We start from the raw sequence: 14,105 nt of genomic DNA, 5'->3' as shown, positions 1-14,105 counted from the left end.
CATGCGATCACGAACAGAACACGGATAGGTCTACTTCGCCACATCCGGCACCCCATCGTCGATAACGTCCCGGAAGTTGGGGAAACCGAAAGGAGCGTCATGAACAAGAACGCATCACGCGCTGTCCGCGCCGCGGCAGTGGTCGCGGTGGGCGGTGCGGCAGCATTCGCAGGGGCGGGCACCGGAGCGGCTGCGCCCATCGACTTCCAGCCGATACCGGTGTTGTGCCCCGCCGGAATCGCGGAGACCCAGTCGTTGACACACACCGAGAACGACGCTGTCGAGGGGGACGAAGTCCTTTATGTCGTGAACCAGCAGAGTGTCGGCGGCGGGACGGTGTCCTGGATCAACGTCAACACCGGAGTGACCGGCACGGCCACTCTGGAATCGACAGAGGGTTTGTGGGGGGCTCCCGCGGCGTTGACCGAACCCGAGGCAGGAACGGTGTTGGCTGCAATCTGGGGTATGCACGAGAACAAAGCGGGTGAGCAGTGCTTCCTTCTCCCGGGCGTCGACATCGCCCAGGTTCCGGGAGAAGTGGAGACCCCCGAGGACGAGTAGCAACTCTCGGTCATGGTTCGTGAAGCCCGGTTCGGACGGGTCATTCTGCCGCGAGCCGGGCTTCCCTGTCTGCGGTGCCCAAAGCATCGAGCAGCGCGTCCATCTCACCGTCGAGTACGGCGTCGAGGTTGTGAGCCTTGAACCCGATCCGGTGATCCGTGATCCGATTCTCCGGGAAGTTGTAGGTGCGAATCCTCTCGGAACGGTCGACGGTGCGCACCTGGCTGGCCCGACCCGCCGAGGCCTCGGCGTCCGCAGCTTCCTCCGCCGCTGCCTGCAACCGTGCCGCGAGCACCTGCATGGCGCGGGCCTTGTTCTGCAACTGCGAACGTTCGTTCTGACAGGTGACGACGATGCCCGTAGGCAGGTGGGTGATGCGGACCGCGGAGTCCGTCGTGTTGACTCCCTGCCCGCCCTTGCCGGACGAGCGGTAGACGTCGATCCGCAGGTCGGTCTCGTCGATCTGGACTTCTTCGACCTCGTCGGGCTCCGGGTAGATGAACACACCTGCCGCGGAGGTGTGCACGCGCCCCTGCGATTCCGTCACCGGAACACGCTGGACGCGGTGGACGCCCCCTTCGAACTTGAGCCTGGACCACACCCCGTCACGCACGTCGGTCTTGGATTTGATCGACAAGGTCACGTCCTTGAATCCCCCGAGATCGGAGTAGGTGGCTCCGAGAACTTCGACACGCCACCCGGCGTGCTCGGCGAAGCGCGTGTACATGCGGGCGAGATCTCCCGCGAACAATGCGGATTCTTCGCCGCCCTCACCGGACTTGACCTCGAGCACCACATCGTCGGCGTCGTGGGGATCACGGGGAGCGAGCAGGTCGGTGAGCGTCTTGTCGAGCTCGGCGACGCGTTCTTCGAGGTCGGGAATCTCGGCGGCGAACGACGAATCGTCGGCCGCGAGTTCGCGGGCGGCCTCGAGGTCGTCACGCGCGGCCGCCAGCTTCGTGTAGGTCGACATGATCGGCGCGAGCTCTGCGAACCGCTTGCCCACTTTGCGAGCGGCCGACGGATCGTTGTGCAGTGACGGGTCGGACAGTTGCTGTTCCAGGCCGGCGTGTTCGGCCAGGATGTCGTCGATGGCCGACGGCTTGGTCTGCCCCGCCATGGGTTCGCTCCGCTCTTGTCGTGAAAGTGCTGTGTTCTGCAGGAATCGGGCTCTCTGCAGGATCCGTTCCTCGGACGGGAACGAAAATGCCGACGCCCGGTCTGTACGAAGACAGAACCGGGCGTCGGCATTGCAGCTAGCTGTCGGCCGCAGCCTTCTTCGCCGTGCGCTTGCCGTAGCGAGCCTCGAAGCGTGCGACGCGTCCGCCGGTGTCGAGGATCTTCTGCTTGCCCGTGTAGAACGGGTGGCAGTTGGAGCACACTTCGACGTTGACACGGCCGGACTCGGACGTGCTGCGGGTCTCGAACGTGTTTCCGCAACCGCAGACGACGGTCGTCACCTGGTAGTTGGGGTGGATTCCTGCCTTCATGGTGTCCCTTTCGTGGTCGCCGGGTCGCCTTCGCCATTCGAAGCCGTGAACCGGAACCGGACTCAACTGCTCGATTATGCCAAACGTATGAGCCCGGAAAAAATTCCCGGGCCCCGACGTCAGTCTTCCAGCGCCCCCGGCGCGGTCTTCGCGACCTGCATGAGGAACTCGATGTTCGTCTTGGATTTCTTGAGCCGGTCGATCAGCAGATCGATCGCCTGGTGTGAATCCAGACCCGACAGCACGCGACGCAGCTTGTGCACGACCGCGAACTCGTCGGGACTCATGAGAAGCTCGTCCTTACGCGTACCCGAGGGATTGACGTCCACGGCGGGGAACACGCGACGTTCGGCGATCTTGCGATCGAGCTTGAGCTCGGCATTGCCGGTGCCCTTGAACTCCTCGAAGATCACGGTGTCGCCGGTCGAGCCGGTCTCGACCATCGCGGTCGCGATGATCGTGAGCGACCCACCGTTCTCGATGTTGCGCGCCGCACCGAGGAAACGCTTCGGCGGATACAGCGCAGTCGAGTCGACACCACCGGAGAGAATGCGTCCCGATGCGGGCGACGAGTTGTTGTATGCGCGGCCGAGGCGAGTGATGGAGTCGAGCAGGACCACCACGTCGCGCCCCATTTCGACGAGACGCTTGGCACGTTCGATCGCGAGTTCGGCAACCGAGGTGTGGTCTGACGGCGGCCGGTCGAAGGTCGAGGCGATGACCTCGCCCTTCACCGAGCGCTGCATGTCGGTGACCTCTTCGGGGCGCTCGTCGACCAGAACCACCATCAGGTAGCACTCCGGGTTGTTGACGGCGATCGCATTGGCGATGTCCTGCAACACGGTGGTCTTACCGGCCTTCGGCGGCGAGACGATCAGCGCGCGCTGCCCCTTACCGATCGGCATCACCAGGTCGATCACGCGCGTGGTGAGGATGTTCTGCTGCGTCTCGAGACGCAGGCGCTGGTTCGGGTACAGCGGGGTCAGCTTGTTGAACTCGGGGCGACGCTTGGCTGCGTCGACCTCACCGCCGTTGACGGTATCGAGCCGCACCAGCGGGTTGAACTTCTGACGCTGATTGGCCTGCTCACCCTCACGCGGCACACGCACCGCGCCGGTGATGGCGTCGCCACGGCGCAGACCGTTCTTGCGCACCATGTTCATCGACACGTACACGTCGTTCGGGCCCGCGAGGTAACCGGAGGTCCGTACGAACGCGTAGTTGTCGAGCACATCGAGGATGCCCGCGACCGGCTGGAGGACGTCGTCTTCCCGGATCTCGGGTTCGCGCGAATCTCCGCCCCCGGATTCTCCGCGGTCGCGTCCGCGACGACGCTCGCGGAAGCGACGACCGCGGCGGCCGCGGCCGCCCTCTTCGTCGTCGTCTCCGCGGTTGTCGCGGTTGTCCTGACGCGGGCCCTGGTTCCGGTCGCCCTGGTTGCGATCATCGCGGTTGCGGTCACCCTGGTTGCGATCACCTTGGTTGCGGTCACCTTGGTTGCGGTCACCCTGGTTGCGATCACCCTGGTTGCGATCACCCCGCTGGCGTCCGCCATCGGATTCGCCGCGGTCCTGAGTCTTCCCGCGGTCAGTCGACCGATCACGGGACTCGCCGCCGCGCTCGGGGTCGGAGGTCTGCGACTCGCCGGGTACCTGCGACTCACTGTTCTGATTCTGATCCTGCTGGTCCGCACCGCGACGACCGCGACGCTGACGGCCGCGGCGCGGTGCCTCATCGTCCGAGTCGGATGTCGGCGCGTCGCCGGCAGATTTCTCGGCGGCTGCAGGCTTCTCGGCGGCTGCAGGCTTTTCGGCAGGGGTCCCCGACTGGGCGGGTTCGTCCTGGGACGCCTCGGCGGCGCGGGTGCGGCGAGTACGCGCGGGGCGACTCGGTGCCTCCTCTGCGGCTTCGGCAGGAGCCTGAGCCGGCTCGGCCTGCGCCTTGGCAGCAGGCGCGCTCTTCGCGGCGCTTCCTTGCTTGTCCTTGATCGCAGCGATGAGGTCGCCCTTGCGCATTCCCGACGTGCCCTTGATACCGAGTTCGGCAGCGAGAGCCCTCAACTCGACGAGCACCATGCCCGCAAGGCCGGTGCCACGGCGGGCTCCGCGTGCGGACTGTGCAGAATCGCCGGATCGGGTTCCTGCGGAAGCCTCGGCGGTGTCGGAATCTGGCGTAGCGATCAGGTCCGTATCTGTCACGGAGATCCTTTCCTTCCCTCGCCCACTCATGCAGAGTCGAGGGTTCGTTCCGCAGATCAGCTACATGAACTGAGCTGGGATTTGCCGTACGAGTTCACGGAAGTCGAACGGTCGGCACGTCCGCCACCACACCGATGTCGGTTGGGTACGGCCTTGTCCCGTTCCCAAGATCGAGAGCAGGTGAGGATCGACCCAGGATCTGACGCCCCGATGGAGCTGGAGTGAATGCCCTGGAGAACCCGGCGACACGAGCGCACGACGTGCGGACACCCTCAGGATAGCGACGTTCTGCACGCAGGGCAAGAATCTGTGTGACGCGAGGTTCCTGTGTGATGCACCACTCTCGTTCCTCTGGTCGGGTCCATCGACGACAACGGCCGGCCCGGATCTCCGGGCCGGCCGTCTCGTCTCGACCACAGGCGGCGTGATCACAGTGGTGACCGTCAGTCGACCTGTACCCCATCGGCGATGGGAAGGTCGAGCACGGTGAGGTCATCCGCCTCTGCGGCCGCGCGAAGCTCCGCCGGAATCGGTTCGGTTGTCAGGGCAAGTACCGTCGGCCCCGCCCCCGACACGGTCGCCGCGATCCCCGCACCGCGAAGAAGCGAGATCCACTTGGTGGTCAAGGGCAGCGCCGGAGCACGCTGCGCCTGATGGAGCAGATCCTCGGTTGCCTGCATCAGCAGATCGGGTCGCTCCGTGAGCGCGACGACCGCGAGCGCAGCGCGACTGACATTGAACGCGGCATCACGATGCGGCACCAGGTCGGGCAGCAGTCCACGAGTGTGGGCGGTCGACGACCGGACGGACGGAACGAGCGCGACGGCGTTGATGGACGGGTGCACCTTCAACGACACCGCCTTGTAGGCGCGACGCTCCGAGTCGACCTCGGCCTCACTCCACGAGACGACAGCACCGCCCAGAACGCTCGCCGAGGCATTGTCGGGATGCCCCTCGAATTCCGACGCCAATTGCACGAGCTGCGCTGAGTCGAGAACCCGCTCCGGCGCAATCTTCCGCACCAGACCGTTCGCGGCAGCAAGGCCACCCACCGCCGCAGATGCCGATGAACCCAAACCTCGCGAATGCGGAATCACGTTGCGGCACAAGACATCCAGTCCGTCCGCCCACACTCCCGCGGCTTCGAGCCCACGTTCGACCGCGCGCACTACCAGGTGCGACGGCCCCCACGGCACCTCCTGCGCGCCCTCCCCTTCGACACGCACGTCGAGGCCGGAACCGGTTGTGGTGACGGTGATCTCGTCGTACAGCCCGAGCGCCAGTCCGAGTGTGTCGAATCCGGGCCCCAGGTTGGCGCTGGAGGCCGGCACCCGGGCTGTCACCGAGACCCCTACGGGCAACGTCTGCGTCATGTCCTGTTTCCCAACGGAGGAGGGCGAGGCGGTCACTAGGCCAGCTCGAGCGCCGATGCCACGGCCACAGGATCGACCGGGATGGGTTCGACCACGGGCACGTCGCGCAGCGCGGTGTCGGGATCCTTGAGGCCGTTGCCGGTGACGGTGCACACGATCTTCAGGCCGGGCTCGAGCCAGCCTTCCTTCCGTGCCGCGAGCAGACCCGCGATCGACGCTGCCGAGGCAGGCTCGACGAAGATCGACTCGGTCTTGGCGAGAAGCCGGTAGGCCTCGAGGATTTCCTCGTCGGTAGCCGCCCGGAATGCCCCGTCCGACTCGTCCTTCGCCGCAACAGCACTGTTCCAGGAAGCAGGCGCACCGATCCGGATAGCGGTGGCGATGGTCTCGGGATTGTTGACCGGATGACCGAGGACCAACGGGGCAGCGCCGGCTGCCTGAACGCCGAGCATGCGCGGGCGACGAGTGCTCATCCCATCGGAGAAGTACTCGGAGTACCCCTTCCAGTACGCGGTGATGTTGCCTGCGTTGCCGACGGGTAGCACGTGCACGTCCGGTGCATCGCCGAGCGCGTCGACGATCTCGAACGCCGCGGTCTTCTGACCTTCGATGCGCACCGGGTTGACCGAGTTGACCAGACCGATGGTGTCGAACTCGGAGGTCGTCTTACGGGCCAGTTCCAGACAGTCGTCGAAATTGCCCTCGACCTGAACGATCTTCGCACCGTGCATGACGGCCTGCGCGAGCTTGCCCATGGCGATCTTGCCCTGCGGGACGAGGACGGCACATCCGATCCCGGCCTTCGACGCGTAGGCGGCGGCAGAGGCCGAGGTGTTGCCGGTGGAGGCGCACAGCACGGCCTGCTTGCCGGATGCGAGCGCCTCGGTGACCGCCATGGTCATGCCGCGGTCCTTGAACGAGCCGGTGGGGTTGAGACCCTCGACCTTGATGTGCACTTCACACCCGGTGAGCTCGGAGAGCCGCTCCGCCGGGAGCAGCGGGGTACCGCCCTCGCGCAGTGTCACCGTCTTCCAGTCGTCGCCGATCGGGAGACGACCGCGGTACGCCTCGATCAGGCCCGGCCACGGGGTGTGCACGGGGGTGGTGTTCTTGTCGACCGCACTCATTCGGCGGATCCCTCCAGTCTCAGGACGCTGGTGACAGCAGTAACGGATTCGAGATTTTCGAGCGCGGCGACGGTGTCCGCAAGCGCCCGGTCGGTGGCTCGGTGCGTGAGCACCACCAGACGAGCGCCGTCGCCGGCCCCCTCCTGGCGCACAGCGGAGATACTGACGCCCCTCGTGGCGAATTCGGCGGCGACAGCAGAGAGCACGCCGGCACGGTCGGCGACCTGCAGGTTGACGTAGTACCGGGTGACGATATCGCTCATCGGAGCGATCTCGAGCTTGGCGTACTTCGATTCACGCGGGCCCCGGCCACCTTGGACACGATTACGCGCCGCCATCACGAGATCACCCATGACGGCGGATGCGGTGGGCGCTCCCCCGGCGCCCTGGCCGTAGAACATGAGGCGACCGGCTGCCTGTGCCTCGACGACGACGGCGTTGAACGCTCCGGCAACGGTCGCAAGGGGATGCTCACGCGGCACGAGAGCCGGATACACGCGCGCCGAGACACGGTCGCGGCCGTCGGGCCCTGAGATGCGTTCGCAGATCGCCAGCAGCTTGATGGTGCAGTTGAGCGCACGGGCCGAGGTGAGGTCGGCGGCGGTGATCGAGCTCATGCCTTCGCGGTAGACATCCGAGGCGGTCACGCGGGTGTGGAAGGCGATGGACGCAAGGATCGCAGCCTTGGCCGCGGCGTCGAATCCTTCGACGTCTGCAGTCGGATCGGCTTCGGCGTAACCGAGGCGGCCTGCTTCGGCCAATGTCGTCTCGTAATCGGCGCCGCTTTCGTCCATCGCGGACAGGATGTAGTTCGTCGTGCCGTTGACGATGCCCATCACCCGGTCGACGCGGTCGCCTGCGAGCGACTGCGTCAGTGGGCGGATCACCGGGATGGCGCCGGCGACGGCGGCTTCGAAGTACAGGTCGGCGTTGTGCGACTCGGCCGCCTCGGCCAGTTCACCGGTGTAGGCAGCGAGGAGAGCTTTGTTCGCAGTGACCACCGACTTGCCTGCGTCGAGCGCGGCGCGCACCAGCGTACGGGGTAGTTCGATACCCCCGATGAGTTCGACGACGAGGTCGACATCGTCGCGACGGACGAGCGCTTCTGCGTCGGTCGTCAGCAGCTCGGCGGGAAGTCCACGATCAGACGATGTGTCGCGCACCGCGACGCCCCGCAGTTCCAGGGGTGCACCGATGCGCTCTTGCAGGTCGAGCGCATCCTGCCGGATGATGTTGACGACCTCGGCACCAACGGTGCCGTGGCCGAGAACCGCGACACCGAGGGGCCGCTGCCCGGATGCACCTTGCGCCGTTGTGCTGGTCACTCCGTAACCTCCAAGCTCAGCAGATCTTCGATCGTTTCCCTGCGCAGCAGGACACGAGAGACGCCGTCCTTGACTGCCACGACAGCGGGACGGGTCAGCATGTTGTACCTGCTGGACATCGAGTAGCAGTATGCACCGGTCGCCGCGACAGCCAGCAAATCTCCCGCACCGACGTCGCCTGGCATCCAGGCATCGCGAATGATGATGTCACCACTCTCGCAGTGCTTACCGACCACCCGCGCGACGACAGGTTCGGCTTCACTCCTGCGCGACACGAGCCGCGACTCGTACTCCGCCTGATACAGGGAGGTACGGATGTTGTCGCTCATCCCACCGTCGACGCTGATGTAGCGCCGGCTCTGGCCGGCACCCACGGCCACGTCCTTGATGGTGCCCACCTCGTAGAGGGTGATGGTGCCCGGGCCGGCGATGGCGCGTCCCGGCTCGACGGCAAGGGTCGGCGTAGGCAATCCGACCAGTGCCGACTCTGTGCGCACGATGTCGTTGAGTTTTGCCGCAAGGTCGGTGACCGGCGGCGGATCGTCGCTCGGCACGTACGAGATTCCGAGACCACCACCGAGGTCCACGATGTGCAGCTGCGAGGTTTTGTCGACCCCGAACTCGGCAACGATGTCGCGCAGCAGCCCGATGACACGGTGAGCAGCGAGTTCGAATCCGTCGACGTCGAAAATCTGGGAGCCGATGTGGCTGTGCAGCCCGACCAGACGCAGGTTGTCGGCCGCGAATACCCGGCGTACAGCGTCCATCGCGTGGCCGCCCGCCAGGGAGAGACCGAACTTCTGATCCTCGTGCGCAGTGGAGATGAACTCGTGGGTGTGTGCTTCGACACCGACGGTGACGCGAATCAGCACATCCTGGACGGCGTCCAATTCACCGGCGACGGCATCGAGACGGTCGATCTCGGCGAGCGAGTCCAGCACGATGTGTCCGACACCGAACTCGACGGCGGTGCGCAGTTCGGCAACGGACTTGTTGTTGCCGTGCAGCGCGATCTTCTGAGCCGGGAACCCGGCGCGCAGCGCTACCGCGAGTTCGCCCCCGGATGCGACATCGAGGCACAGACCCTCCTGGTGTACCCACCGGGCGATCTCGGTGCACAGAAAGGCCTTGGACGCGTAGTGGACACGCGCTTCGGGGCCGAAGGCCTCAGCGATCTCACGGCACCGCGACCGGAAATCGTCCTCATCTACGACGAACAGCGGTGTGCCGTATGTCTCGGCGAGTTCGGTTACGGAGACACCGGCGATGTGGGTGACGCCGTCGTCGTCGCGGCTGGTGTTACGCGGCCAGACGTGCCGGTGGAGCTCGTTCAGTTCGGTGGCGTTCTCGGGTCGTTGCGGCAGCCCGGGCGCGTGCGGGATCTCGGCGTGACGCGGGCCCGCGGGATGCGCGTTCACATCCGCTCCGGTGCGCTGACGCCGAGAAGGCCGAGCCCGTTGGCGAGGACCTGACGTGCGGCGGCACACAGAGCCAGACGAGCGGTGTGCAGGTCGCCGGGCTCTTCGTCGCCCTGCGGCAGGATGCGGCACGCGTCGTAGAACCGATGGTAGGTACCGGCAAGTTCTTCGAGATACCGCGCCACGCGGTGCGGCTCCCGCAGTTCCGCAGCCTTCGCGACGACCCGCGGATATTCACCGAGGGTGCGGATCAGGTCGCCTTCGCGGTCATGGGTGAGCAGGGCGAGGTCGGCGCCCTCCCCGCTCAGACCGAGGTCGGCAGCGTTCCGCGCGATCGACGACAGCCGCGCGTGCGCGTACTGCACGTAGTAGACGGGGTTCTCGCTCGAGGCGGAAGCCCACAGTGCGAGATCGATGTCGATGCTCTGATCCACGGACGAACGCACGAGGGAGTAGCGGGCCGCGTCGACGCCGATGGCCTCGACGAGGTCGTCGAGGGTGATGACGGTGCCTGCGCGCTTGCTCATCTTCACGGCCTGACCGTCGCGCACGAGATTGACCATCTGGCCGATCATGACCTCGACGGTGTCGGGATCGTCGCCGAAAGCAGCGGCAGCCGCCTTGAGCCGTGCGATGTAGCCGTGATGGTCGGCGCCGAGCATGTAGATGCACAGGTCGAAGCCGCGTGAGCGCTTGTTCTGGAAGTACGCGATGTCGCCTGCGATGTAGGCTGCATTGCCGTCCGACTTGATGACGACGCGGTCCTTGTCGTCGCCGTAGTCGGTGCTCTTGAGCCACCACGCACCGTCGTCGAAGTACAGGTTGCCGGAGGCCTTGAGGGTCTCGACCGACTTTTCGACGGCGCCGGACTCGAACAGCGAGTTCTCGTGGAAGTACACGTCGAAGTCGACGCCGAACTCGTGCAGCGTGCGTTTGATGTGTTCGAACATCAGCTCTACGCCGATCGACCGGAACGCTTCGTTCCGCTCGTCCTCGGGAAGCTCTAGCACCCCGGGCCGCTGGTCCTGGACCGATTTCGCGATGTCGACGATGTACACGCCGGCGTAGCCGTCCTCGGGGGCGGGCTGTCCGAGCGCGGAGGCGATGAGCGACCGGGTGAAACGATCGATCTGCGCGCCGTGATCGTTGAAGTAGTACTCGCGGGTGACCTCCCCGCCCTGCGCAGTGAGGATGCGGCCGAGCGCATCGCCGACCGCCGCCCAGCGGGTGCCGCCGAGGTGGATGGGACCGGTCGGGTTCGCGGAGACGAATTCGAGGTTGATCTTCTTGCCCGCGAGGATGTCGGCGTTGCCGTACGCGTCGCGCTCGCCCAGCACCTTGGCGACGATCGCACCCTGTGCGTCGGCCGCGAGCCTGATGTTGAGGAAGCCGGGGCCTGCAACATCGGCGGAGTCGATGCCGTCGGCAGCGGTGAGCGCTTCGGCGAGCCACGTCGCGAGATCACGGGGATTCACGCCGACCTTCTTGGCAACCTGCATCGCGACATTGGTTGCGTAGTCGCCGTGCTCGGGGTTGCGAGGCCGCTCGACAGTGAGGGTCGCAGGCAGTACAGACGCGTCGAGGTCACGGTCGGCGAGCACTCTCGCAGCGGTTCCGTGGAGCAATTCGGCAAGATCGGCAGGAGTCACAGGTGTTCATCCTATTGGCTGGGGGGTGAAGGCGCGGACGGTCCCCCGCCGCCGGCGCCCGTAGAGTTGACGATGTGCCGTACCCATGGTGCGCACGTTCGCCTGTCCATCCGTAGAAAGAGCACCCAGCGATGCCCAGCGGTCCGAGCAACGGCAGTTCCGGCAAGAAGAACACCGGCGCCAAATCGTCGAAGGCCATCCAGGCCGCCAAGAAGAACAGTGGCGGGGCCAAAGGCCTCCCGAAGCAGCGTCAGATTCCGTGGCTGACGATCGGTGGCATCGTCGCCGTCGTCGCACTGGTCGCTGTGATCGCGGTCAGCATCATTCCGCAGTACCAGGACAAGCAGGAGTTGTCGGCGTGGGTGCCGACCGAGGAGAACCAGGACCCGTCGCTGGCCATCGACGGCGTGGTGAACATCGAGTACCCGGCGGGTCAGCACGTGGCTCCTACCCAACGGGTGGCCTACGACCAGAACCCGCCGTTCGGCGGACCGCACGACGCGATCTGGGCCACTTGCACAGGGACCGTGTACGAGCAGGCCGTTCGCACCGAGAACATGGTCCACTCACTCGAGCACGGTGCAGTCTGGATCGCCTACAACCCCGATCTCCTCGACGACGCAGCAATCGAGACGCTCGCGGCGAAGGTCGACGGACGCACGTACATGTCGATGTCGCCGTACCCCGGACTCGACGCGCCGATCTCGTTGCAGTCGTGGGGTCATCAGCTCAAGGTCGACAGCGCCGATGACGAGCGCATCGACCACTTCATCGAAGCACTGCGCCTGAACCGGTACACCTACCCCGAGGTCGGTGCGAGCTGCTCGACGCTGCCGTCGTCGTTCGATCCCGCGAATCCGCCTCCGTTCGATGCGTCCGCACCCGGCCCCGACGCGGTACCGATGGACGGCGGCACCACGGACGGCACCGAGCAGATTCCCGCCGACATGCAGGCACCGGCAGGGAGCTGACGGTGAGCACCTCGGACGACCTGTCGCGCGACTCGACCGGCCCGGCCTACGGGACCGGCAACCGTCGGATGCTGCTGGTGCTCGCCGCCGTCGCTGTGCTGGCGGTCGGCTTCCTGCTCGGGTTTCTCGCGCGGATCCCCCTCGAGGACTCGCGGCCGGCGGATCCGACGGCAGGTTCGGTGGATGTCGGGTTCTGTCAGGACATGACGGTGCATCACAACCAGGCGATCGAGATGTCGGCGATTGCGGTGACGAGCTCGCAGGATCAGTACGTCCGCAACCTCGCCTACGACATCCTCACGACCCAGCAGAATCAGGTCGGGCAGATGGAGGGCTGGCTCACGATGTGGGGGCAGCCACCGCTGCCGTCAGGCCCGTACATGACCTGGATGAGCGAGGACAGCGGTCATTCGCACGCGGGTACGGGTGAGGGGCACGGATCCGGCTCGAAGGCAGGCTCCGACGGCATGGCCATGATGCCGGGGATGGCCTCTTCCGAGGATCTCGCGAACCTGCGCGCGGCGACCGGTATCGAGCAGGATGTGCTGTTCCTGCAGTTGATGCTGCGTCACCATGAGGGTGGGCTGCCGATGATGGAATACGGCGCGCAGTACGCGAGCGAATCGGTCGTCCGGGGTCTGGCTCAGAAGATGGTCGACACGCAGACCAGCGAGTCCGAGCTGATGACGTCGATGCTTGCGGAGCGCGGCGCCGAGCCACTCCCGATGAACTGATCGATGGTCCGGCGTACCTCGCCTGGGTCAGTAAACCGGCCCTGACCAGCCGATGTGGTGTTGAGCCGACAATGCGCTAGGCTGACTCCCGCACCGCTGGTCACCCGGCGGGTCCGGATTGCCCTCGTAGCTCAGGGGATAGAGCGCTTGCCTCCGGAGCAAGAAGTCGCAGGTTCGAATCCTGCCGAGGGCACCACGACGCCCCCCGCTTCATTACGAGGCGGGGGGCGAACTCGTTCCGGTAGGTCCTCAGACCCGCACGAAACGGGCGGGATGACTGCCGGGTACGAGTCGAGCACGTCCACGTTCGATGAGGTGACGCAGGTGCGCCGACCCTTCGGACATCGCCATCTGCTTGCCGCGCGCCGGGGTCTCGTCCCACGGCCGGTACCACTTCATGCGGGACGTGGCCTCCCACAGCGTGAGCCCTTCGTCACCCAGCGATTCGTAGAGGTCGTCGAGGCGATCCTCGTGGTGTTCGACCAGTGCCGCCGTCCTGGCCGCAAGGTCGTCGATGGGTTGGCGATGTGCAGGAAGAGTACGCCGCGCAGGAAGTTTCCCCACCGCACCCAGCGACGCGATGAATTCGCCGAGCGCATCCCGCTCCGCAACGGGAAAATCGAATTCACCGACGTGCGGTGTGGTCTTGGCGAGGACGTGGTCGCCGCTGAACAGGATCTCGTGTTCTTCGATGTAGAAGCACGCGTGTCCGGGAGTGTGGCCGGGCGTGAACACGGTGCGGAGCGTGCGTCCGGTGAGCGGGATGATCTCCCCGTCGGTGAGTCTGCGATCGGGTGCAGCCTCCGGTTTGCCCTCACCCTTGCCCGAGTCGGCGAGGTATTCCTCGATCTGCTCGGGTGGGGCTCCCGCAATGCGCCATTGCTCGACAGCGCGTTCGCTCCAATCGGCATCGGACATCATGTGGCCGAGCTGCTCGAAGTCCGATTCGTGCATTCCTACCCAGCAGCCGGAGGCCTCGCGGAGACGCGCCGTGAGGCCGACGTGGTCGGGATGGAAATGGGTGACCACGACGCCTTCGACGTCGGTCACGGACAGGCCTGCGGTGGCAAGCCCCTGCTGCAGTGCGTTCCACGAGGTGTCGTTGTTCCAGCCGGCGTCGACCAGAACCACGCCGCGCGGGGATTCCATCGCGTAGACCTGGGTGTCTCCGACCGGGAGGTCAGCAACGGGAACGGGGATCGCGAGAATTCCGTCGCCGATATCGAGTGAAGATGTCATGGCACCGCCTTGATTCCGAA

General features: G+C 65.8%; 12 protein-coding genes and 1 tRNA gene. 4 read left to right on the top strand and 9 right to left on the bottom strand.

What is annotated here, in order from left to right:
- Nucleotides 1-99 precede the first annotated feature (99 nt).
- Nucleotides 100-561 (top strand): hypothetical protein, encoded by a 462-nt coding sequence (locus tag ACSYG9_RS19785; RefSeq protein ID WP_454839658.1) that lies wholly within the window; start codon nt 100-102, stop codon nt 559-561.
- A gap of 40 nt (nt 562-601) precedes the next feature.
- Here the strand turns inward: ACSYG9_RS19785 and prfA are convergent, their stop codons facing one another.
- The 8 genes from prfA to argS form a co-directional block, all read right to left on the bottom strand.
- Nucleotides 602-1,681 carry a peptide chain release factor 1 gene (prfA, locus tag ACSYG9_RS19780; protein WP_440124117.1) on the bottom strand — a complete coding sequence of 360 codons (1,080 nt, stop codon included), beginning with the start codon at nt 1,679-1,681 and terminating at the stop codon, nt 602-604.
- A gap of 136 nt (nt 1,682-1,817) precedes the next feature.
- The gene (gene rpmE / locus ACSYG9_RS19775) at nt 1,818-2,051 is read right to left on the bottom strand and encodes a 50S ribosomal protein L31 (protein ID WP_440124116.1); all 234 of its coding nucleotides are present in this window, start codon (nt 2,049-2,051) and stop codon (nt 1,818-1,820) included.
- Between the two features lie 119 nt (nt 2,052-2,170).
- The gene (rho, locus tag ACSYG9_RS19770; RefSeq protein ID WP_440124115.1) at nt 2,171-4,249 is read right to left on the bottom strand and encodes a transcription termination factor Rho; all 2,079 of its coding nucleotides are present in this window, start codon (nt 4,247-4,249) and stop codon (nt 2,171-2,173) included.
- Between the two features lie 443 nt (nt 4,250-4,692).
- Nucleotides 4,693-5,622, bottom strand: a complete 930-nt coding sequence (thrB, locus tag ACSYG9_RS19765) for a homoserine kinase (protein ID WP_440124114.1) — start codon at nt 5,620-5,622, stop codon at nt 4,693-4,695.
- Between the two features lie 35 nt (nt 5,623-5,657).
- Complete coding sequence (gene thrC, locus ACSYG9_RS19760; RefSeq protein WP_440124113.1) at nt 5,658-6,749, bottom strand: threonine synthase; 1,092 nt, start codon at nt 6,747-6,749, stop codon at nt 5,658-5,660.
- The gene (locus tag ACSYG9_RS19755; protein WP_440124112.1) at nt 6,746-8,074 is read right to left on the bottom strand and encodes a homoserine dehydrogenase; all 1,329 of its coding nucleotides are present in this window, start codon (nt 8,072-8,074) and stop codon (nt 6,746-6,748) included. Before ACSYG9_RS19755 ends, thrC begins: the two co-directional genes overlap by 4 nt.
- Nucleotides 8,071-9,492: a diaminopimelate decarboxylase gene (lysA, locus tag ACSYG9_RS19750; protein WP_454839654.1), complete on the bottom strand. Its 1,422-nt coding sequence runs from the start codon at nt 9,490-9,492 to the stop codon at nt 8,071-8,073. Before lysA ends, ACSYG9_RS19755 begins: the two co-directional genes overlap by 4 nt.
- Nucleotides 9,489-11,141 (bottom strand): arginine--tRNA ligase, encoded by a 1,653-nt coding sequence (gene argS, locus ACSYG9_RS19745; RefSeq protein WP_440124110.1) that lies wholly within the window; start codon nt 11,139-11,141, stop codon nt 9,489-9,491. The genes lysA and argS overlap by 4 nt, the downstream gene beginning before the upstream one ends.
- A 131-nt stretch (nt 11,142-11,272) precedes the next feature.
- Between argS and ACSYG9_RS19740 the strand changes: the two genes are divergently transcribed.
- From ACSYG9_RS19740 to ACSYG9_RS19730, 3 genes are all read left to right on the top strand, one after another.
- The gene (locus ACSYG9_RS19740) at nt 11,273-12,112 is read left to right on the top strand and encodes a DUF3105 domain-containing protein (RefSeq protein WP_440124109.1); all 840 of its coding nucleotides are present in this window, start codon (nt 11,273-11,275) and stop codon (nt 12,110-12,112) included.
- Between the two features lie 68 nt (nt 12,113-12,180).
- Nucleotides 12,181-12,846 (top strand): DUF305 domain-containing protein, encoded by a 666-nt coding sequence (locus tag ACSYG9_RS19735; protein ID WP_440127728.1) that lies wholly within the window; start codon nt 12,181-12,183, stop codon nt 12,844-12,846.
- Nucleotides 12,847-12,966: 120 nt separating this feature from the next.
- Nucleotides 12,967-13,042: transfer RNA gene (locus ACSYG9_RS19730), tRNA-Arg, on the top strand.
- Nucleotides 13,043-13,095: 53 nt separating this feature from the next.
- Here the strand turns inward: ACSYG9_RS19730 and ACSYG9_RS19725 are convergent.
- Nucleotides 13,096-14,085: an MBL fold metallo-hydrolase gene (locus tag ACSYG9_RS19725; RefSeq protein ID WP_440124108.1), complete on the bottom strand. Its 990-nt coding sequence runs from the start codon at nt 14,083-14,085 to the stop codon at nt 13,096-13,098.
- Nucleotides 14,086-14,105: the final 20 nt, after the last annotated feature.

The organism is Rhodococcus sp. SJ-2 (genome assembly GCF_053750035.1).
Note: the sequence above shows the minus strand (reverse complement) of the source record. Positions and strands in the feature narration are given on the sequence as shown.

Excerpts from the sequence above, each read along its gene's own strand:
- thrC (WP_440124113.1), bottom strand. The coding sequence starts at position 6,749 with ATGAGTGCGGTCGACAAGAACACCACCCCCGTGCACACCCCGTGGCCG.
- prfA (WP_440124117.1), bottom strand. The coding sequence starts at position 1,681 with ATGGCGGGGCAGACCAAGCCGTCGGCCATCGACGACATCCTGGCCGAA.
- thrB (WP_440124114.1), bottom strand. The coding sequence starts at position 5,622 with ATGACGCAGACGTTGCCCGTAGGGGTCTCGGTGACAGCCCGGGTGCCG.
- ACSYG9_RS19725 (WP_440124108.1), bottom strand. The coding sequence starts at position 14,085 with ATGACATCTTCACTCGATATCGGCGACGGAATTCTCGCGATCCCCGTT.
- ACSYG9_RS19785 (WP_454839658.1), top strand. The coding sequence starts at position 100 with ATGAACAAGAACGCATCACGCGCTGTCCGCGCCGCGGCAGTGGTCGCG.
- ACSYG9_RS19735 (WP_440127728.1), top strand. The coding sequence starts at position 12,181 with ATGCTGCTGGTGCTCGCCGCCGTCGCTGTGCTGGCGGTCGGCTTCCTG.
- ACSYG9_RS19740 (WP_440124109.1), top strand. The coding sequence starts at position 11,273 with ATGCCCAGCGGTCCGAGCAACGGCAGTTCCGGCAAGAAGAACACCGGC.
- rpmE (WP_440124116.1), bottom strand. The coding sequence starts at position 2,051 with ATGAAGGCAGGAATCCACCCCAACTACCAGGTGACGACCGTCGTCTGC.